Source organism: Chitinophaga sp. H8 (assembly GCF_040567655.1).
Lineage (GTDB): Bacteria > Bacteroidota > Bacteroidia > Chitinophagales > Chitinophagaceae > Chitinophaga > Chitinophaga defluvii.
This window is the reverse complement of sequence record NZ_JBEXAC010000001.1, coordinates 1,876,159-1,897,139: the sequence shown is the minus strand read 5'-3', so window position 1 is coordinate 1,897,139 and position 20,981 is coordinate 1,876,159. Positions and strand designations below refer to the sequence as shown.

20 protein-coding genes and 1 riboswitch are annotated in these 20,981 nt (G+C 44.5%); of the genes, 10 read left to right on the top strand and 10 right to left on the bottom strand.

Translation table 11 applies throughout. The features are described 5' to 3' along the window. Positions 1 to 43 precede the first annotated feature (43 nt). The 4 genes from ABR189_RS07165 to ABR189_RS07150 are packed head-to-tail and all read left to right on the top strand — an operon-like array spanning position 44 to position 1,835. On the top strand, positions 44 to 697 hold the full coding sequence (locus ABR189_RS07165; RefSeq protein WP_354659781.1) for an alpha/beta hydrolase: 654 nt from the start codon (positions 44 to 46) through the stop codon (positions 695 to 697). Continuing rightward, positions 690 to 1,091, top strand: a complete 402-nt coding sequence (locus ABR189_RS07160; protein WP_354659780.1) for an OsmC family protein — start codon at positions 690 to 692, stop codon at positions 1,089 to 1,091. The genes ABR189_RS07165 and ABR189_RS07160 overlap by 8 nt, the downstream gene beginning before the upstream one ends. A gap of 1 nt (position 1,092) precedes the next feature. Continuing rightward, the gene (locus ABR189_RS07155; RefSeq protein ID WP_354659779.1) at positions 1,093 to 1,530 is read left to right on the top strand and encodes a (4Fe-4S)-binding protein; all 438 of its coding nucleotides are present in this window, start codon (positions 1,093 to 1,095) and stop codon (positions 1,528 to 1,530) included. 5 nt (positions 1,531 to 1,535) lie between these two features. Further along, on the top strand, positions 1,536 to 1,835 hold the full coding sequence (locus ABR189_RS07150; protein ID WP_354659778.1) for a GNAT family N-acetyltransferase: 300 nt from the start codon (positions 1,536 to 1,538) through the stop codon (positions 1,833 to 1,835). A gap of 61 nt (positions 1,836 to 1,896) precedes the next feature. Here ABR189_RS07150 and ABR189_RS07145 read toward each other — a convergent pair whose 3' ends face one another. The 8 genes from ABR189_RS07145 to ABR189_RS07110 all read right to left on the bottom strand — a co-directional run bounded on the left by ABR189_RS07145 (position 1,897) and on the right by ABR189_RS07110 (position 10,574). Beyond that, the gene (locus tag ABR189_RS07145) at positions 1,897 to 2,475 is read right to left on the bottom strand and encodes a DUF4142 domain-containing protein (protein ID WP_354659777.1); all 579 of its coding nucleotides are present in this window, start codon (positions 2,473 to 2,475) and stop codon (positions 1,897 to 1,899) included. 218 nt (positions 2,476 to 2,693) lie between these two features. Continuing rightward, positions 2,694 to 3,812 (bottom strand): TFIIB-type zinc ribbon-containing protein, encoded by a 1,119-nt coding sequence (locus ABR189_RS07140; RefSeq protein ID WP_354659776.1) that lies wholly within the window; start codon positions 3,810 to 3,812, stop codon positions 2,694 to 2,696. 70 nt (positions 3,813 to 3,882) lie between these two features. After that, complete coding sequence (locus tag ABR189_RS07135) at positions 3,883 to 4,998, bottom strand: SPFH domain-containing protein (RefSeq protein ID WP_354659775.1); 1,116 nt, start codon at positions 4,996 to 4,998, stop codon at positions 3,883 to 3,885. A 55-nt stretch (positions 4,999 to 5,053) separates the two neighbouring features. Then, positions 5,054 to 5,908 (bottom strand): alpha/beta hydrolase, encoded by an 855-nt coding sequence (locus ABR189_RS07130; protein ID WP_354659774.1) that lies wholly within the window; start codon positions 5,906 to 5,908, stop codon positions 5,054 to 5,056. Positions 5,909 to 6,073: 165 nt separating this feature from the next. Next, a complete protein-coding gene (locus tag ABR189_RS07125; RefSeq protein WP_354659773.1) occupies positions 6,074 to 6,661 on the bottom strand; it encodes a hypothetical protein in 588 nt (195 codons plus the stop codon). 154 nt (positions 6,662 to 6,815) lie between these two features. Further along, positions 6,816 to 7,574, bottom strand: a complete 759-nt coding sequence (locus ABR189_RS07120; RefSeq protein WP_354659772.1) for an SGNH/GDSL hydrolase family protein — start codon at positions 7,572 to 7,574, stop codon at positions 6,816 to 6,818. Between the two features lie 130 nt (positions 7,575 to 7,704). Next, complete coding sequence (locus ABR189_RS07115) at positions 7,705 to 9,066, bottom strand: acyl-CoA dehydrogenase family protein (RefSeq protein WP_354659771.1); 1,362 nt, start codon at positions 9,064 to 9,066, stop codon at positions 7,705 to 7,707. Positions 9,067 to 9,098: 32 nt separating this feature from the next. Then, the gene (locus ABR189_RS07110) at positions 9,099 to 10,574 is read right to left on the bottom strand and encodes a hypothetical protein (RefSeq protein WP_354659770.1); all 1,476 of its coding nucleotides are present in this window, start codon (positions 10,572 to 10,574) and stop codon (positions 9,099 to 9,101) included. A 181-nt stretch (positions 10,575 to 10,755) separates the two neighbouring features. Here ABR189_RS07110 and ABR189_RS07105 point away from each other — a divergent pair, with 181 nt between their 5' ends. Beyond that, a complete protein-coding gene (locus tag ABR189_RS07105; protein ID WP_354659769.1) occupies positions 10,756 to 12,252 on the top strand; it encodes a patatin-like phospholipase family protein in 1,497 nt (498 codons plus the stop codon). A gap of 20 nt (positions 12,253 to 12,272) precedes the next feature. Further along, positions 12,273 to 12,944: a hypothetical protein gene (locus ABR189_RS07100; RefSeq protein ID WP_354659768.1), complete on the top strand. Its 672-nt coding sequence runs from the start codon at positions 12,273 to 12,275 to the stop codon at positions 12,942 to 12,944. Here ABR189_RS07100 and ABR189_RS07095 read toward each other — a convergent pair. Then, the gene (locus tag ABR189_RS07095; RefSeq protein WP_354659767.1) at positions 12,907 to 14,259 is read right to left on the bottom strand and encodes a MutS-related protein; all 1,353 of its coding nucleotides are present in this window, start codon (positions 14,257 to 14,259) and stop codon (positions 12,907 to 12,909) included. The two genes, ABR189_RS07100 and ABR189_RS07095, sit on opposite strands and share 38 nt — an antisense overlap. A 43-nt stretch (positions 14,260 to 14,302) precedes the next feature. After that, positions 14,303 to 14,962: a metal-dependent transcriptional regulator gene (locus tag ABR189_RS07090; RefSeq protein ID WP_354659766.1), complete on the bottom strand. Its 660-nt coding sequence runs from the start codon at positions 14,960 to 14,962 to the stop codon at positions 14,303 to 14,305. 123 nt (positions 14,963 to 15,085) lie between these two features. Continuing rightward, positions 15,086 to 15,288, top strand: a riboswitch (cobalamin riboswitch). A gap of 122 nt (positions 15,289 to 15,410) precedes the next feature. On the opposite strand from ABR189_RS07090, the gene ABR189_RS07085 reads away from it, so the two are divergent. The 4 genes from ABR189_RS07085 to ABR189_RS07070 all read left to right on the top strand — a co-directional run bounded on the left by ABR189_RS07085 (position 15,411) and on the right by ABR189_RS07070 (position 20,949). After that, a complete protein-coding gene (locus ABR189_RS07085; RefSeq protein WP_354659765.1) occupies positions 15,411 to 17,426 on the top strand; it encodes a TonB-dependent receptor in 2,016 nt (671 codons plus the stop codon). A 25-nt stretch (positions 17,427 to 17,451) separates the two neighbouring features. Continuing rightward, complete coding sequence (locus ABR189_RS07080; protein WP_354659764.1) at positions 17,452 to 18,612, top strand: YncE family protein; 1,161 nt, start codon at positions 17,452 to 17,454, stop codon at positions 18,610 to 18,612. Between the two features lie 42 nt (positions 18,613 to 18,654). Further along, a complete protein-coding gene (locus tag ABR189_RS07075; RefSeq protein WP_354659763.1) occupies positions 18,655 to 20,232 on the top strand; it encodes a PKD domain-containing protein in 1,578 nt (525 codons plus the stop codon). 156 nt (positions 20,233 to 20,388) lie between these two features. After that, positions 20,389 to 20,949: an RNA polymerase sigma-70 factor gene (locus ABR189_RS07070; RefSeq protein WP_354659762.1), complete on the top strand. Its 561-nt coding sequence runs from the start codon at positions 20,389 to 20,391 to the stop codon at positions 20,947 to 20,949. Positions 20,950 to 20,981: the final 32 nt, after the last annotated feature.

The window sequence follows — 20,981 nt, the reverse complement described above, 5'->3', positions numbered from 1 at the left end:
CATAGTGCCTGCTGTGATCACCACACTTTAAAGCCGGATGAAAATGGACTTTCAACCTTTAAAATATGTTTATCAGCGCACGGATAATAACAAAGCCTATACCTTGCTCCTGCTGCCGGGAACCGGAGGAGATGAGCATGACATGGTACCCCTGGCGGCCAATTTTGGCTATGATGTAAACATCCTGAGCCTGCGGGGTAATGTGCTGGAACATGGCATGCCCCGTTTTTTCCGGCGTTTGTCAATGGGGGTATTTGATGAAGCGGATCTGCATTTCCGTACGCATGAGCTGGTGCATTTTCTGCGCAACCTGGCACTGGAAAAGCACTTTGATGTCAATAAGCTTATTGCCATCGGCTATTCAAATGGGGCCAATATTGCCGGGGCTATACTCATGTTATATCCCGAACTGCTGGCCGGGGCACTACTTTTCCGGCCTATGCAACCTTTTCAAGCGCTGGAAGATGGCTTTGAAACACAAAGACAAGCACCTGTTTTAATTACTACGGGCAGACAGGATACTACCATTGATCTTGCTGACACCAACAACTATGCAACACTGCTGAGTGCAAACGGATTTAAGGTAAACACCTATGAAGTGAATGCCGGACATGCCCTCACACAGGAAGATATCACCCTGGCCGCGCAATGGTTCAGGGATAATTTTCAGATCAGGAATTTTAGTCAATATGGATGAAGATGTAACCGTAATGCTGGGCAATGTCCCTTACCAGGTATCAGTAGAAAGCCGTGGTCACCGCTGGCTGGCAGATGAACCCGACACCGTGGGCGGTGGTGACACCGGCCCCAAACCAGGGGAATTATTGTTGTCCAGCCTGGGTGCCTGTACTGCAATCACTGTGAAAATGTATGCCACCCGCAAAAAGTGGCCCCTGGAAAATATCACCATCGTTTTACGCTATAACAGTACCAACAAGCCCACCCCAACTACCACCGTGATAGAAAGGGAAATTGATTTTACGGGCAACCTGGATAGTGCACAAAAAACAAGACTGCTCGAAATAGCAGAGGCGTGCCCTATCCACAAACTATTAAGTAACCCTGTTATCATCATTACAAAGGAGTCATAATATGAAAGACATTACAAAAGAATATACCAACGGGGAAGTTACCGTAGTGTGGAAACCTGCAGTATGTATCCATTCCAGAGTATGTTTCAACAACCTCCCCGAAGTATTCAATCCAGAACAAAAACCCTGGATCAACATCGCAGCAGCCACTTCTGAACGTATTGTATCCCAGGTAAAACAATGCCCTTCCGGTGCATTAAGTTATTATTACAATAATGAAATAAAGGATGGAAAAGCGCCAACTGTAGAAGTGCAGAGCATTGTGGAACCTACTCCCAATGGGCCGCTGCTGGTATATGGCAATATTGTGGTGAAAGAACCGGATGGCACAGAAACAAAAAAGTTTAAAGTAACCGCCTTTTGCCGTTGCGGGGCTTCTGCCAACAAACCTTACTGTGACGGCTCCCATAAAAGAGTTGGTTTCACGGATAAACCTTAAACATCATGTCTATCACACCTGTTAACATTATCAATAATGAAGACAGCCAGCGGTTTGAAGCTGAACTGAATGGTGTCACTGCTTTTGTGCAATACCGGCATTATAAAGGAGATATTGCCTTTATGCATACCGAAGTGCCGCAAGCACTCGAAGGCCAGGGTATTGCTTCCCAACTTGCCATACATGCACTGGAATATGCCCGCAGCCATAAACTGCCAGTTATGGTATACTGTCCCTTTATTGCCGGGTATATCAAAAAACACCCGGAGTATAAAGTTTTACTGGATAAGAAATATCATCCCTGATAAAAGGCTTGGGTTACCTGCAATTGCAAGCAGCCCAAGCCAGGTTTTCATCTGTGGATGATTATTTTTTTAAGGATGCCTTCACCGCTTTGGCCGAATCAAGATGCGTACGTAAGGTGGGCAAAGTATTGGAAGCGAAAGTTTTCAGTTCCGGATCTTCCAGGTTACCTGCTGCTTTATCAAATTCTGATACATCTTCTTCGTGATCATCTGTCATCATATCCATATAAGCCTTATCAAAGTCCTTACCCGTTTTCTTATTCAGGTCATTTACATGCTTTTGCATATCTTCTCCCAAAGTACCAGGCAGTGTAATGTTTTTGGCGGTGGCAATCGCTTTCAGCTCATCATTGGCTTTTGTATGATCACTGACCATCATGGCACCAAAGTCCTTAACCCGCTGACTAACACCCTTTTCCTGCGCCATTTTACCCAGTTCTACTTCCATCATGCCACCATTAGCTGCTTTTACGGCAAAGTCAGTTGATTTTTCATCTACTGCTTTTACTTCATTCACCGTAGCTTCATTCACATCTTTGGCACTGTCTACACTGTCTTTATTCCTGTTTGCGTTACCTCCACATGATTGTAACAACCAGGCAGTCATTATCGTCATCGTAAAAAAAGTGATCCTTTTCATAACAGGTTATTTTTTGTTTTAGTGATATGATTAACAACAATAACCAGGGCGCAAAAAGAGTACCACGCCGGAAATCTGCTAAAAGAGAAAAGCCATGCATACAGCAGTATACATGGCTTTCATCTGTTTAATCTTATCTGTTGACTTATCTGTCAGGGCTCTTTTTGCCGGGATTTTTATGTAGACCCTTTTCCCCACAGTGAGTGTATGGTTGCTCCTTATGCGCCGGAACTGGCCTGGTAAATAAGGTAAATAGCGACAATAACAGCAAGCACCGTTAATGTGATCTTCATCCAACTATAGGGCCTGTCACCTGTTACCTCACCGGTACAGGCATTTACCACAAAATGATACAGTTTTTTATCATACTTATAAGCACTGATCCATACCGGCAGTAGCAGGTATTTGAGGGCCAGGTTATTGTAATCCGTATTATAATGATCAATCCGCTGTTCATCGCCGCCAATATCATCACGAATGGTGTCCTCAATCACGGGTGCCATTCTTTGTTTGGCCATTTCCAGTCCCTTTTCAGCATTCCAGGTATACATTTCAGCACGGAATCCACTGAGGTAGCGGGGGTCAAATGATTTTAGCTGCTCCAGGTGCCAGGGCTCCAGGATCTGCGCCATCTTAGGCGGTAATGAAGGGCTGGCACAGATCAATACATCCCGGAAAACATTGTTGACATCTCCACTGGCACTATACCAGCGGGTGTGCCTTACCTGACGGGTGCGGGTTTCAGCACGCCCGTTGACCGTAACGGAGTAAGTTTCTGTAGTATAATAATACTCTCCCCGCTGACCGCTATACCGGGAATAACTATCTGTATCATAGCTCCAATGCGGAATATACACCCCTTTCAGCTGATGGGAAGAAGCATCCTTTACCTTTTTTACCAGGTCCGATGGTGCAAACCATAATTTGTTCATCCACTTCTGGAAGTTTTGCAGCGCCTCCTGTTCTTTAATGATAAAAGGGATGACATAATGTGGCTGCAGTACATTCGTTGTTTCTGCATGATCCACTACCAGGGGTGAGGCACAGAACGGGCAACTGTCTGCCGTTACATTGGGCAACATGGTAGTAGATGCACCGCAATTATTGCATTTTACTATTACGGCCTGTTGGGTATTGGCTGTAGACCGGACCGTAGTAGTAATAAAATCGTTATAATCTACAGCATGGATTTCCTGCGTTGAAGATTCAATCTTATTTACCGTGCCACAGTAGTCACATTTCAGGCTATTGGTACCAGGGGCATAATGTAAAGTAGCGCCGCAGTTCTCGCATTTCAGAGAGGATACTACTTCACCGGTTTTTTCCTCAAAGAGCATACCCGAATTAGTATTTTTAAATCCATGTTACCGGATTTGCAATGAATAAAGAAAATCTTGTCTTACCGGATTAAGGTAATGGTGGTGGTGTATTGGCCAGTATCGGAGCCAGCTCATTTACTGCAGAAGCTGGCGCCCAGGCAGCCATCCCGTTTTTCCAAACCAGGCTTTGCGCGTTCAGTTGTCCGCTTCCCGCCATTTGCTGTAATTCCTCCATGGTAAATGGTCCCGCTTGTTTGCCTCCTACGGCCACAAAAAAGGTAACCGCGCCCGGCAATGGTGGTGGCGTTGCCCCACCAGCGTTAGCACCGGCATTCACCTGATTAGATTGGAATACACCTCCCATCTGCCCCATCATAGCAGCTCCCATACCAGCGCCCATGCCCATGGCAGCCATACCACCACCTGCGGTGTTCTCCGCTGCTTTTTCCATTGCCGTTGCGGCCTGGAATTGTGCATAAGCCCCTAAATCACCAACAATACCCATACTGCTGCGTTTATCCAGTGCTGTTTCTACTTCCGGTGGCAGCGAAATATTTTCTATCAGGAATTTGGTAAGGTCCAATCCTAACTCATTGAACTCCGGTTTTATTTTTTCTGTAATCAGTGCAGATACTTCATCGTACTTGGCGGCCAGGTCCAGCACCGGAATACGGGCCTCCGCAATAGCATCCATACCACGGGATACCGCCAGATTACGCAACTGCTCATTAATGTCTTCTACTGTAAATTCAGGGTTCGTTGCTGCCACTTCTTTGAGGAACTGTGCCCCATCTTTTACCCGGAAAGCATAGCTGCCAAATGCACGAAGACGTACCGGGCCAAATTCTGCATCCCGCAGCATCACTGGATTCTTAGTGCCCCATTTCTGATTGGTAAACTGACGCATGCTAACAAAAAACACGTCTGCCTTAAAAGGACTGTTAAACCCATAGATCCAGCCTTTTAGAGTAGTCAAAATCGGCATGTTCTGCGTAGTAAGCGTATACATACCAGGGGTAAACACATCCGCAATCTTGCCCTCATTCATGAATATAGCTACCTGCGACTCCCGCACGGTGAGTTTGGCATTCATTTTAATCTCATTCTGGTAGCGGGGAAACTTCCAGATAATAGTATCAGGGGTATTATCGGTCCACTCGATAATATCTATAAATTCTCCTTTAAGTTTATCCAAAAAACTCATAACTGCGGGTTTGTGTGGTGATGGTATTAACTAACACTCAAATTTAGAGAAATATTTATTTGATGGTGGGAATTATTTGCCCCAGCCATTTTGCCATTAATCCCGGCCATACTTCGGCTGCCGGATTGCCCGGACGCAGTCCGTAACCATGACCACCAGTATCATAAAGATGCTGCTGCACCGGCACCTTAGCGTCGCGTAAAGCTCCGGCCATAACCAACGCACTGTTGGCATAAGGATCATCTGCTGTGGCAAACAGGAACATGGGTGGGGTATTGGTATCTACTTTTAAATCAGGCGTAATGGTACGGTTGGTGCCATTATCGAGGTAAGCAGGATATATGAGTGCGGCAAAGGCAGGACGGCAGGATAACTGATCCGCTGCATCTACCGGTGTATACGTGGGCTTGTCATATTGGGTGCTTACCCGTGCACTCAGGCTCCCCCCTGCCGAAAAACCCATCACGCCCACTTTGGATGGGGTAATTTTCCATTGGGCTGCCCGGCTGCGTACCAAACGGATAGCCCGCTGTACATCCTGCAAAGCACCGGCAGGCTTTTTAGGTACCCGGTATTGCAATACAAATACCGTATACCCCAAACCATTCAGCCATTTAGCGACCTCCTCTCCTTCCAGATTGATAGCCAGGATATTGTATCCACCGCCAGGACATACCACTACTGCGGCATCTGAACGGCGCACCGCAGGTTTATACACCTGTAATACCGGATCGGTAACATCAGTAAGCCGGATCACTCCCCTGCTGGTATCCGGCGTAGCGGGGGCCACCTGCTTGGCTTCTCTTTCTCCAGGTACTTTTCCCGGCCATAAATGAATCACTTCCTGCTGCTGTGAAAATACGTTGCTGCTCATACTCAACACCATTATACTTAATAAAACAGACTTCATAAAGTAAGGCTTTTGAAATGTGGTTGTAAGGTACGTTTGACAAGGCAGAAAATATAGAAAATTTATACAGGTATAAAAAAAACGGCGCCCCTTGCGGGCGCCGGACGATGTCAAACCAGACCATGGAACACATCGTGCTTATGAGGAAAAAGAATGAGTGTTTACCTATAACCGGGCACTTACTCCAATTTTAAACCAGGAAACATCATATCCCAACTCTGAAAACACACTCACCTTAGGCAGGAAATAATAACGGGCGCCTACTACCAGCCCACCAAAAACTTTGGTATGATTATAATTGTAGAAGGCATCGAATTCCGATTTAGGGCCATCCCACTTGTACTTTTCTAACCGCACACCAGCTATTGCAGCACCATAGATATCATACTTTTCTGACAATAACCCCTTCCAGTGATAGGTAGCCCGTAATCCCAGGTAAGTATTGGAATACCTGAACTTGTACGTACCGGATGGGCCTTCTTCATCCACCACCGATTCTTTGTAAGACGCTGCCCGGTAAGCTACAATCGCGCCTACTCCCAGTAAACCAGGACCAATTTCTTTGGGGAAAATGTGCTCGTAAGAAAGACTTAAGGCAGGAAAACCTTTCATGCCATGACCATAAGTAACAGTAGATCCAAATCCGATCCCCAGGTTAACAGTATTATCGTTTGTTTTAAGGACCTGGGCAAAGGTAGTGCCCGATAACATGAACAGTAAAAGGGTAACAAATGAACGTAATCTTGTAAACATTTCTTATTGATATTTTTATGCAAAACTACCTTCCATTGTATACCACCACCTCAGTAGAAACACTTATTTCAGAAATAACGTAGGATTGCTTATCAATAAAACTGCCCGCAAATATTTGCGGGCAGTTCATCTATGTGTAAAATTACAGGTTAAGCTATTTAATTGTTTCCATCCAGGCCTGCGCCATCAGCTTAGCCCCGGCCAGGGAAGGATGTACACCATCAAACGTCCAGTATACGCCAGGTGCAACTTGCTGTGCCTTGTCAAATACAGACTGGTAAGGAATAAATGCCGCATCAAATTTAGCAGCAATATCTCTTGCTGCTACCCGGTATTCATTAAAAGCTGGATACCATTTATCGTCTACGGCCTTCACACCTTTTACAGCAAAAGGTTCTCCGATAATCAGCTTTACTTCCGGCAGTTTTTGTTTGGTACGATCCAGCAGTGCTGTAAAGTCATCCCGGTAAGTTTGTACCGTTCCTTTATAATTACCACTCATGGTATGCCAGAAATCGTTTACACCTACCAGTATGCTCAATACATTTGGCTTGATATCCAGACATTCTGCATCCCAGCGCTCTGCCAGCTGAAATACTTTATTACCGCTGATTCCCTTGTTGTAGATCTTCAGATCCTTATCTGCATGTTTCCAGAGTAATTCTCCTGCTGCCAGATAAGGATATCCATTACCCAATACACCGGCATTATTATATCCCTCTTCCCTTTTTCTGCCAGAATCGGTAATAGAATCACCCTGGAAAAGAATGATGTCTCCTTTTTTAAGGGTATGCTTTTTTCCTTTTTCTCCTTTAACGGCTGCGGATACTATTTCAGGAATGCTTAACGCAGCTACGCTTCCCAAAGCTACGTTCCTCAGAAAATTTCTGCGATTTGAATGTTGTTTATCCATGGAATTATAAAATATAAAAGTAAAGTTGTTTTTGCCGGTAAGGCATGGCATCAGATAGCCAACGGCTGCATAAGATAAAAAGAATATTTACAATCTTCTTGTTTTTTTACACAAATGTAAAATCACCAGGTTATACAAATGCACTGAAGCCTGTAATAGCGCGGCCTACAATCAGGGAATTGATCTCTTTGGTGCCCTCATAAGAGTAAATGGCCTCAGCATCCGCTACAAAACGGGCTACATTATATTCCAGCAAAATACCATTTCCTCCCATTACTTCTCTTGCCCTGCTTACTACATCGCGGGTACGAAGCGAACAAAATACTTTGGCCAGGGAGGCATGTTCATCCTTCAGCAGTCCCTGATCCTGAATCTGCGACAAACGGTATACCATGGTTTCCATGGCGGTAAGGTTAGACAACATTTCCACCAGGTGGTTCTGGATCAGCTGAAAGGAGGCAATAGGTTTTCCGAATTGTTTGCGCTTGCGGGTATAGTCCAGGGCATTTTCATAAGCTCCTCTGGCACAGCCTACTGCTTCCCAGGCTACCCCTGCACGGGTCATACGCAATACCTTGGCCGTATCTTTAAAGGAATTGGCATGCTGCAAACGGTCGGCCTCATTTACACGGCAATCTTTTAAAGTAATCAACCCGTTTTGTACAATACGCAGGGCCATTTTATCATGAATCTTTTCTACACTGAAACCAGGTGTATCCTTCCGCACCAGGAAGCCCTTTACCTCATTATCATCCAGATCCCTGGCCCATATCACCTGTACATCTGCAAAAGTGGCATTCCCGATCCATTTCTTTTGTCCGTTAAGTATCCAGGAATCGCCCTCCCGTTTAGCCGTGGTCGTCAGTCCACCGGCCGCACCGGATCCTACCTCCGGCTCTGTAAGCCCAAAAGCACCGATGATCTTCAGCTGCTGCATCCCCGGCAACCACTCCGCCTTCTGCTCCTCAGAGCCTAACAGATAGATAGACCCCATTGCCAACCCGCTTTGTACCCCAAAGAAAGTAGCCACCGATGCATCTACCCTTGCCATCTCCATCGCAATGATCCCCTCCATCAGAAAAGACCGGTTGGGACAACCATAACCTTCATAAGTAACTCCACAGATATTCAGCTCCGCAAATTTGGGAATGATCTCAAAAGGAAATTCTGCCTTGAGCCAATATTCATTCACAATAGGCTGTATTTCCTTCTCCATAAACGCCCGCACCTTCAACTGCAATGCACGGTCTTCTTCATTCAGCAAATGGCTAAGATCGTAGAAGTCACCATCTATAGCGGGCAACTCCTTTTTATGTCCCCCTCCACCATCCAGCATCTTCATCAATCCCGCCAATTGCTTGTCGTCCAGCTTTGCTACAGATGCCATCACCTTAGGCAGATCTATTTTTTCGGATAGCTTGCCCAGCATATTAAAATCTATACTCTTAAAAATATGCCAGGCCTCTTTGATCTTTGAAAACGTACTTGCCATAGAATCTTTTTTTATACTAATAAAAGTAAGGCTTATTTAATAAACCGGCCCTGCCGGTCAATCTGTAAGGCCTTATTTTTCAGTTTAATAGTAACAGGCCCCATTAGTGCTCCTCTATCCGTTTCCCCTTCGCTTTCATTTTCCAGCTTCAGAAAAGACACCTCCTCATAGCGGCTCGTTTTCAGGGTAATGTATAATGGATAGGCGTCGATCTTCTGATTATCCTTTCCGGAAGTAAATAACTCCATCAGGCATTCCCCGTTTTTGTAATAACTGTAAATCCCTACCACAATTTTACTGCCTGGAATAGTAAATTGTACTTCCTCCCAGTTTCCGGCAGGCTCCTCTTTTTTCCTGTCGAAATAGGCCTTCATATTGTCAGTATCGTATTCAGTCAGAGCATATTCTATCCGGGTAGCTCCCAGCGGTTTAAACTTGCCGGAGGCATCTACCTGGTACTGCATATCATAGGTAATCGTATAGGTATTATTAAACTCCAGGTATTCACCATGCACCACAGTGCTTTCTGTCAGCGCTATCATACCATCCGGCGTAATACGGGTATTGGTATAATCTGTATAGCCGCCTTCTCCGCCATCCCCGCCTGCAATCTTCATCAGGTCCTTTTTTGCGCCTGCCGGACTATAGCTAACCAGCTCTACTGATGGCGCAATGATACTCTCCCCTTCTTCTGCCGCTTCATTTATATACAATAATACCGGCCCCTTCCCAGGCAAGGATATTCTCCCGTAGGCGTATACACGCCAGTCATAATAAATATAATCCTCAAACCTGTAATAAGGAGTAAGCTTGGACACAGCGGTAAGCCCTGCATAACTAACCTTATTAATGGTAAGGGGCAGCGTTAACAATGGGAAACGCTCCTGGTAGGCAGCAAATGATTCTGTATCCTTTGCCCGCCGGTCTATTTTGCCATCTGTACGCACCTCATAAAACCGGATACAGGTAGTATCTGTTGTCTGGGTCTTTGCCCATTTCATATAATGCTCTCTTATTTCTATGAGGCTGTCTTTATGAATGGTAAAATGCTGTTCCGTACGCTCCGGTTCTTCTACTCCGCTACGTTCATTATGGTACCCTCCTTCCATTATGCTGGAGATTTCCTTTCCCTCCGGTGTATAGGTAATCATCCAAACTTCCTCTATATCACTATCTACCTGCCCGGCATACACAATAAGGGTATTACCATTGGGTAAAGACAGTTTGCCGGCACTGACAGCAGTATACACCTCATACCTTCCGTACAGCGTTTTAAGATCGGTGTCTTTCAGTGCAGCTTTATCAAGTGGTAATGTTACCGTTTTAATTTTCAGCAGGAATTCATTAAAAGGAATGGGAGGCAATACAGCAGGATCGGCCGCTGCCGTATCTCTGGCCACCATAGTACTATCGGTCTGGTTTCCTCCGGCAGCTTTATTACCAGTACTATCACATGACATCAACATTAAGGTAAACAGGGGAAAAATAGTCGCTAATATTCTAAGCATATCCGGTTTTTGTCTGCAGGATTAATAGCCTGCTTTACTTAAATAAGCGGGCAAGATAGGACAATTATTGCTTACTTATAACAGCATGGTTTTCCTACAGCATTATTCATCTTATCCCATATCAACATTGACATTCTGCGGTCAAAATACTACCTTGGTGCCTGCCCCTTAAAAACAGGTTATGCCATTAGAGAATAAAAAAGCCGCTGCAGCCGGACTTACCGCAGCTGATTTCACCAATGATCCGCGTGTGCAGGCATGCCTGGAAGAATTGCATGCAAAATTTGGCCCCGGAGGAACACCATTGATTGTATCCGATGTATTGGATGCCAACGGACACCAATATGTAAACCTCGTGCAAAAGGGAGGTGGTGTATTTGGAGTGGCCCTGGTAGGTTATACTTATGTACTGGAGGAAATGGGCATCCGCTTTTTGCGGCTGGCAGGTACCAGTGCAGGTGCTATTAATACAGCACTTATGACAGTGATCAATGCCAAAGAAGAAAAGAAGTCGGACCAGGTTCTGAAAGCCATTTGTGAACTGGACTTTTTTGCATTGGTAGATGGACATCCTGCTGCCAGATGGATCATCAGAAACTTTATTACACAACGTAACTTTACCACCAAAGCCAAAAGATGGGTATTCCTCATCTTAGCTGTGCTGGCGCTGTTGATCACCGGTGATGTAGTACTAATGGGACTGCGCAGCAGCTTCCCTGCCCTGTCTGTGCTGGCAGGTATCTTTTTTGTGCTCAGTGGATTCTGGACCCTGCTGATGGGTGTAGGCATCTATTATGTTACCAACCTGCTGAAACGGTTAAAGAACTCTGGCTTTGGGATCAACCCCGGCGACTATTTTTATGACTGGATAAAAAAACTGTTACTAACTAATAATGTAGCTACCGTTTCTGCGTTGCAAAAGAAAGCCGGCACCTGCCCTCCGCTACAATTAAGGGTACCGCATCCACAGGGATTAAAAGAGCTGGAGGGGGATGTAACATTCATTGCCTCCGAACTGGTTACCCAGAACAAGATCCAGTTTCCCGCCATGTGCAACCTTTTCCGCAAAGATATTGACACCTTGCAACCGGCAGGTTTTATCAGGGCCTCTATGTCTATTCCGGTGTTCTTTGAATCATACATGATCACAGAAATTCCCTACAAAGATGAGGACATCAAAAAAGCATGGAAAGATACTTTTAATGAAACAGCTCCTCCCGGTATCGCAAGATTTGTAGATGGTGGGATCTTATCCAACTTCCCGATCAACCTGTTCTACAATCCACGGATCAGTACTCCCCGGTTGCCTAATTTTGGAATAGATCTGAATGACAGCAAGCCTGGTGATAGAAAACAGAATGCATATGGCTGGTCGCTGCAGGGATATTTTGGCCGCATGTTTAATACTATCCGTAATTACTATGACAAAGACTTTTTGCTGAAAAACAAAGGCTATCAGCGGGGAATTGGCACAGTAGATCTTTCTTCCGACAAATTTAACTGGCTCAACTTCTTCCTCTCCAAAGAAGACAAAATCGAATTGTTTGCATTGGGAGCTATTGCAGCTAAAAACTTTCTGGAAACCTTTGATTGGGAAGCCTATAAGCGCGACCGGGAAAAGATGCAGAAAGATCTCAACACAGAAGCCGCGCCGGCAACACCTGTCAGCAATATTTAATCACCTTATTCCGTATATACATGCAAGTAGAAATAATCAATCCCTGGAGCTGGCTCTGCATTACAATGGCCGTAACACTGTTTACCGCTTTTATCATGCACCTGCAAAGCGAACATTTTTACACCCATGATGTGGTACTGCGTAAATTCAGTATCCTTGATCTTGAATTTCCAGCCACTGCCAGGGAACTGCCCAACCTGATCAATGGTATCTACCTGCTGCCACAACCACAGCAACAAAAAACACTAAGTGCATTACGCGGACAGCTCTGGGTAGACTTTATCTTCATGCCTGCTGCTTATGGGAGTATCTTTCTCCTGTGTATGCAGGTAGCCGGCAAAATGGAAGCCTCAGGAAGGATCTTCTTTTCCGTGCTGGCCTGGATACAAATTATTCCCTGGATCTGCGATATCATTGAAGGATGTTATCTGCTGGGAAAAATCAGGCGGGATGTACGCCCCTCCACACCGGGCATACACCGGGCTTATCAACTGCTGGAAGTTGGAAAATGGGGTCTTTCGCTTACTGCCACTGTATGTGCCTTATCTGCATTATTATTCTTCTGGCTAACCGGGAAGTATGAAACAGCCTCCCTGCATTATCTGCTGATATTGGTAGGTGAAATCGTGTTGTTTGGGGTGATGATCTACCTGGCTAACCTGCGGACGGCTTCGCCTGCTGTTCCTGAATAACTGCCTGCAGAATATCCAGTATGTTTTCCTGCTGCACGATCAGCATACCCAACTTTTCTGCTGATACACCTTCTTTTATTTTGTAACTGTAGGTAAGGCTATTCAACTGCCGGTCCGATTCAAAATAGCGGAACAGGATATTGGGATGCTTTTTCAACTGGTCCGCAATCTCTATGATATGCGTAGAGATGAAAAACATGGCACTTTTAATTTGCGTCAGTAAAGAAATAATTTGCAGGGAAGCATCATAAGCATCTTTTACATTGGTGCCACGAAACAACTCATCAAAGATGACAAAAACATGCTTCCGTTGCTGGATTTTAAGGGCCGTATCCTTTACCCTTTTTACTTCACTATAATAGTGGCTGTATCCTTTCGAAATATTATCTGCTAAATTAATGGTAGTGATGATTCCACTGAAAACGGTGGTTTCCATATACCGGGCAGGCACCGGAAAACCAGTATGCGCCAGATATACCGACAACCCTACCGATTTTAAAAAAGTAGATTTCCCTGCCATATTGGGGCCTGTCAGAAAACATAGATTATCATGATCCGCCAGCGTAATATCATTAGGCACAGCCTGATTCACCAGCGGATGAAACACACCGTGCAACACTACCATAGGCGTGGCAGCAGTAGTGTATACCGGAAATGTTAGTTGGTATTTACAGGCGGTAAGTGCAATTGCTGCTCCGGCATCCAGTGTATACACTAACTGTAACATACCTGTCAGTTCATTTCTGTGCAGCTCCCGGAATAGATGGTCATACGTGGCAATACTATAAAAATTAAACGGGCCATTTCTATTGACAGCTGCTTGTATCTTCTTTTGCTGCAGCAACGCTTGTACTGGTGCTATTAATTGCCTCAGCTGTTCTGGCAGGGAATATGCCCCCCAACCTTTGATCAAACCTGATAAATAATGGAGGAGAAAAGTAATTTGTTCTATACCCGTTTTTATTAGATAATATTCGTTGGTAGGCTTCCATTTGTATTTCAGTCCCTGGTAGGTAGCATCAATAATATTGTCCCGCAACGGGTCGGCAGTTAGCCGCATATAATGTTCTGCCAGTTCCACCCGGTAAGGATCTACTTCCTGGGGCACCGGATGTTCTATAAAGAATTTAAGCAGCTCGCTGCGTTGGTACAGGAACGTAATATCTGCCGAAGGGGAGGCCAGCATTTCATTCAGCTTATCTTTTCCACCTGGAGTACTGGTTTTATTAAACAGGGAGAAAATGGAGCGCATCCCCTTATCTTCTCTGAACAGTTCCAGGTCCTGTAATGTTTGCTGATCTATTTCAAATGCCATGTTTCTGCTTATTATTTGCCGGCCAGGTATAATTGGATTGTATTTAAATTACCAGCACACTTTCTGCAAACTTCTGGGATACCGTAGTAGCAGTCCCCTTTCCAATTTTTATGATCACAGAATTATCAAATGCGATCTTCTCCATCAATGTGATGTTGGTGCCAATGGCTACTTTTAACTGTTGCAGGTATTGCAAAAATGCGGTGGAAGTATCTCTTACCCCTACTACCTGGCAGGTTTTACCAGCTTCTATTTCTATCAGGGTTGTTTTGGAAGCAGCAGGTATTTGTCCGTCTGATTTGGGAATAGGGTCGCCATGCGGATCGTATTTAGGATAGTCCAGGAATTTATCCAGGCGATCGGCCAGGTCTTCATGATGAATATGTTCCAGTTGCTCTGCAATGTCATGCACTTCGTCCCAGGTATAGCCTAATTTTTCCTGCAGGAATACTTCCCATAAGCGGTGCTTACGGATCACCAGCAAGGCGGCTTTTTGTCCTTTTTCGGAAAGGCGGGCGCCTTTTTTCTTATCGTACTGAATAAGCTTTTTTTCTGTGAGCTTTTTAAGCATATCAATCACAGATGCAGGGTTATTCCCCAGCACTTCTGCAATGCCAGTAGCACTGGCTTTCCCTTCTTCTTTGCCACACAGATGATAAATGGCTTTCAAATAGTTCTCTTCCGAAAAAGTTTGTGTACCCATCGGGCAAAGATAATAAATTAACCATCAGGGATAACCGGACTTACCATAGCGGTTAGGCCGGGCTGCTCCCTCCTTAAATTATCAAGCCATTATGATCAACTTGTCTAATTAAGTTAAATAATCCTACCTTTGCCCCGCATTGGTTCATTGCTGTCCGCTCCGGACTTCAATGATTAAAAGGGAACTCGGGTGCAAATCCCGGACAGTCCCGCTGCTGTAAGTCTCGCTAATGTTATGGCAATACCAGATGACCACTGTTGATTTCAATGGGAAGGTCGCCAGAAACAGAGATAAGTCAGAAGACCTGCCGTGCAATATCGTTTTTAAGCTTTCGTGGAATGAAGCTTGGAAATTAAATGATCTGCCGGCTAAGGCTGCCTGAGCATTTTTTCCGATTATTTTCCCGAATTACGAAAGCCATTTTGATGTAACATCAAACAGGTTTTATATGTGTACCAATGAATGCATGCGTTCAAGGGTAGCAAAGCTATATGGCTTTGCTTGCTTACTTGTATGTTTTGTGCTGCCTGTTTGCGCGCAGGAAAAGGATAGCCTCACCATTAAACAGCTGAAAGAAATTGCCGTAAAGGGGCTGCGTCCAGCTCAGGAAATAATACCGGCACAAACACTCGAAGGGAAAGAGCTGGAAAGGCTGAACAGCCATTCCGTAGCAGATGCTGTGCGGTTTTTCTCAGGCGTTCAGATAAAGGACTATGGCGGTATAGGTGGCTTAAAAACAGTAGATGTGCGCAGTATGGGCACCAACCATCTGGGTGTTTTTTATGACGGCATACAATTGGGCAATGCGCAAAACGGACAGATTGACCTGGGGAAATTTTCCCTGGATAATATGGAACAGATAGCCCTGTATAACGGCCAGAAAAGCACCATCTTCCAGCCTGCCAAAGACTATGGCTCTGCAGGATCCATCTATTTAACTTCTCTTAAACCCCGGTTTACCGAAGGGGAACATACGCACCTGCGGGCCACCTTTAAAACAGGCTCCTTTGGGTTGATCAACCCCTCTCTGTTATGGCAGCAAAAAGTAAACAGGCGTATTAACAGCACCATTAGTGCGGAATGGACGCAGGCACATGGCCGGTATAAGTTCAGGTACAAAAAGAAAAATGGATACGATACCACCGCTATCAGAAAAAACGGAGATGTAAATGCCTTCAGACTGGAAGGAGGACTAAACGGAATAATAGACAAGGGCGAATGGAGTACTAAGGTTTACTACTATAATGCAGAACGTGGCCTACCCGGGTTTGTGGTTAAAGGTGTTTTTGGCCATATAGACAGACAATGGGATGAAAACCTCTTTATACAATCCTCTTTCCGTAAGGATGTCAGTAAAAAATACAGCTTGTTGTTAAATGCCAAGTATGCAGACGACTATACCCGCTATGTAGCTCCCGATACCGCAGCATTACAGGTCGACAATCATTACCGTCAAAAAGAATTTTACTTCTCCGCAGCTAATCAATATGCACTCACCTCATTCTGGGATATCAGCCTTTCCGGCGACTTCCAATGGAATAAACTGGATGCCGACCTTCCTGAATTTCAATATCCGGTACGGTATACCACTTTAGTTGCTGCGGCCTCTGCCATACATTTTTCCCGCTTCAAAGCCCAGGCCAGTGTTCTGGCTACTATTGTGAATGAAACCGTGAAGGTGAAATATGTAGCCCCTCCCCGGCAGGAATTTACCCCTGCGGTATTTATTTCCTGGCAGCCATTCCTGTCGCCTGCCTTTAATATAAGGGCATTCTATAAGCGGATCTTCCGGATGCCCACTTTTAACGATCTCTATTACACAGACCTCGGCAACTCTAATCTCCAGCCGGAATTTGCTACACAATATAACTTAGGCGCTACCTATACCAGGGTATTTGAGCATAAAGCCCTGCAGCACATCAATCTGGAAACAGATGTTTATTATAATGAAATAACGGAAAAGATTGTAGCCATGCCGGCAGCCAGCCAATTCCGGTGGACTATGATGAATCTGGGATTTGTGCAGATCAGGGGAATAGATGTAAAGGCCCAGGCAGCCTGGCAATGGCAAAATAAGGTACGGCTCAATACCCGGCTCTCCTATACCTATCAGAAAGCCCAGGACTTTACAGATCCGGAAGATTTCTACTATCGTCATCAGATCGTATACATTCCCTGGCATAGTGGATCCCTGGCAGCGAATACCAGCTATAAAAACTGGGATCTCAACTACAGCCTGTTGTACAATGGAGAACGCTACAACGGCAAAGCCAATATACCCGAGAACCACCTGCAACCTTGGTATACCAGTGATATCTCTGTGGCCAGATCACTACAGTTTAAGCAGGTGGGATGTAAGATTACTGCACAGGTCAATAATGTGTTCAACCAATATTATGACGTGGTTTTAAGCTATCCAATGCCAGGCAGGAATTACAAGTTTACCCTGGCAGTTAATATTTAAACATAAATACTGAAATACCTAAAATATGATGACAAGAACAACATCCATTAAGTACCTCCTCCTTATCTGTTTATCAGGTAATATGCTGCTTACTGCATGCCGGCAGGAAGAGCCGGTCATTCCTCCGGTGGTAACTCCCGTAGACACTCCCGTACATAAAACAGTGGTAAAAGGTTTTTACCTGCTGAATGAAGGTAACATGGGAAGTAATAAGGCTACCCTGGATTATTATGATTATCTCACCGGCAATTATAAAAAGAATATCTACGCCGAAGCCAATCCCAACGTAGTAAAGGAAATGGGAGACGTAGGCAATGATATTCAGATATACGGCAACAAACTATTTGCAGTGATCAATGTATCCAACAAAGTAGATGTATTGGATGTTGCCACCGCCAAACATCTGGGAGAGATTTCCGTACTTAATTGCCGGTATGTAACATTTCATAAAGGCAAAGCATATATCTCCGCTTACGCCGGTCCTGTAAAAATTGATACCAAAGCACCTATCGGCATTGTTGTGGAAGTAGATACCGCCACCCTGCAGATAACCCGCAAAGTAGAAGTGGGGTACCAGCCGGAAGAAATGGCAATTATCAACGGAAAGTTGTATGTCGCCAATTCAGGCGGTTATCGTGTTCCTAATTATGATAGTACCGTTTCTGTCATAGACCTGAATACTTTTAAGGAAATTAAAAAGATCGATGTTGCCATTAACCTCCACCGGCTAAAAGCAGATCAATACGGCGATATATATGTTACCTCCCGCGGCGATTACCAGGAAGTACCCTCCAGGTTGTTTTTAATAGACACTAAAACAGACCTGGTAAAAAAACAATTCGACATTGCAGCCAGCAACCTTTGCATCGTAGGCGACACCGCATATATATACGGGTCTGAATTTAATTACAACACCTTCAAGTGGACCATCTCCTATAATATGGTAGATGTAAAACAGGAAACAGTGATCGGTAAAAACTATATTACTGATGGCACCACCGATAAGATCAAAATGCCCTATGGCATAGCCGTAAACCCCATCACAAGAGAAATATTCCTGACGGATGCCAAGGGCTTTACAGCGCCTGGTACATTATACAGCTTCACTAAAGATGGGAAACAGAAATGGTCTGTTACTACCGGTGATATTCCGGCACACTTTGCATTTGTTCTTGGAGAAGAATAATCAAACAATCATTCCAATACTAACTATCAATAACTAATAAACATGAAGAAGAAAATTTTACAATGCGCATGTGCTGCCATGCTCCTGTTTACAGGATGTTACAAAGATGACATTAATGGCCTGAAAGACGACATCAACCTGATCAAAGAACAGCTGGCCAAGTATGAAACGTTGCTGAATGCATTAAACAGCCGGTTATACATCACCAGTTATGAAACCACAGGCGACAAGTACATCATCACCCTCAGTGATGGCACCAAATTGAATGTAGGGAACTCCCCTGCTTTTATCACAGTAGGTGCCAATGGCAACTGGCTGATTGATGGTATCGACAGTAAAGTACCAGCGCAGGGAGACCAACCCCAGCTAAGCATTGGTGAAAATGGCAACTGGGCTATAGATGGTACCGATACCGGCGTAAAAACCAATACTACAGTCAAAGCAGGCGTTACCTCTATTATGGCTATTGTAAAAGCCAATGAGCTGATGACCTTTATCTTCAGTGATGGTAAAAGTATTCAGTTAAAATCTACTGCTCCTGAAGTAAACATTACCACACCCATAGGAGGCTTTGTGTTCGACAAAATGAAATGGATAAAGATAGCTGCCACTGTAAAATATGATGAGGGTGCTGCCTATTCCTGGACACTTGGAACAGACACACTTTCTAAAACCCAAGAGTTACTGCACGTGTTCGCCAAGCCAGGCTCATACCTGCTTAAATTTTCTGCTAAAAACGGTATTGGTACCGGACAACAGGAAATAGTGGTTACTATTAAAGACAAGCAATATACCAATGGAGTAGCCAAAGTATTTGAATACCTTCCAGCTCCCGGCCAGTTTGTAAATACCTTACCTGCCTGGGTTACCGGCGAAGATCAGGAAGCCTTGAATGCTAAAGCTGAAAATGCCCTGAAAGATAATTCCCTGGTTCATCTTGGTGGCTTTGGCGGTTATGTAGTAATGGGGTTTGATCATACCATCGTAAATACGCCTGGTGAAAACAGTTTCCTTGTAAAAGGAAATGCCTTCAACAACTGGTCAGAACCTGGTATTATCATGGTATCCTATGATGCCAATGGTAACGGCCTGCCGGATGATGAATGGTTTGAAATTGCAGGTTCTGAATACAATCACCCTAAAACGGTAAAAAACTATAAGATCACCTACTATAAACCTGATGAAAATAAAATAAAAACACCCAATAACAAATACCCTTACCTGACCGATACCACTTATATCAAATGGAAAGACAACCAGGGTAAATCAGGATATCTGTCCAAGAATTCCTTCCACAACCAAAGCTATTATCCGCAATGGAAAGGTGACAGTATCACATTCACAGGCACCAAGCTCACAGAAGATAACGTAACGGACCTGTCAGGTACCGGCTCTTACTTTGTAAGCCCTGCATTTGCTTTTGGTTATGCTGATAACTGGGGCAACGGCGATGACCGCGCTAAAATTAAAATCGACTGGGCGGTAGATGCTGCCGGTAATCCTGTTAAATTAAAAGGGGTTGATTTTATCAAAGTATATACCGGCATGAGAGCTGAAGGTGGCTGGCTGGGAGAAATATCTACGGAAATCGCAGGTGTGGATGATCTGAACCTTAAATAACTTATTAATCTGAATCCCGGGAGCGTGCTCCCGGGATTTTACACTTTATACCCTGTTCTGTACCTCCCTTGGCAAATGACGCGGAGATCGTGTAAAAATATCCTACTTTAGTGGCCAATTATTTATAGCCTGATCATTTATCAGCGGGAATCAACTATGACAGGGAGTGCTTCCTACCAACAGTTCAAAGACCTTTTCCAATCGCTCTATGGCGAATTGTGTAATTATGCTTATTCCTTTCTGATGGATGACGCGGCAGCAGAAGATGTGGTACAGGAAACATTTATTAAACTATGGGAAAAGCATCCCGAAATGATCAACATCCCTAGCATAAATGCATATCTGTTCCGCGCAGTACGTAACAACTCCATCTCGGCATTACGGAAAATCAATACTACTGCCACTGCTACCAAGGCGATCAGTTATACCCTTCCCATTGAAACAGCCCCGGATGCTTTTTCAAAGGAGGAATTGACACCTTATTATGAACAGTTTTTATATGAAGCCATTGCCAGTTTGCCACCGCAATGCCGGGAAGTATTTACCTGTTGCAAGCTCAAAGGGATGAGCCAGCAGCAAACAGCAGCCCAATTAGGGCTTTCCGTCAAAACCGTGGAAAACTACATGGGGAGGGCATTAAAGCTGTTGCGTAAGTACCTGAAAGCTTGTGGTTTTCCCACAGGCCTGCTTTTACTCATAAAAATGTTATATTATTGATAGAGGGCAAAGCGCAATGCATGCGTTATCAA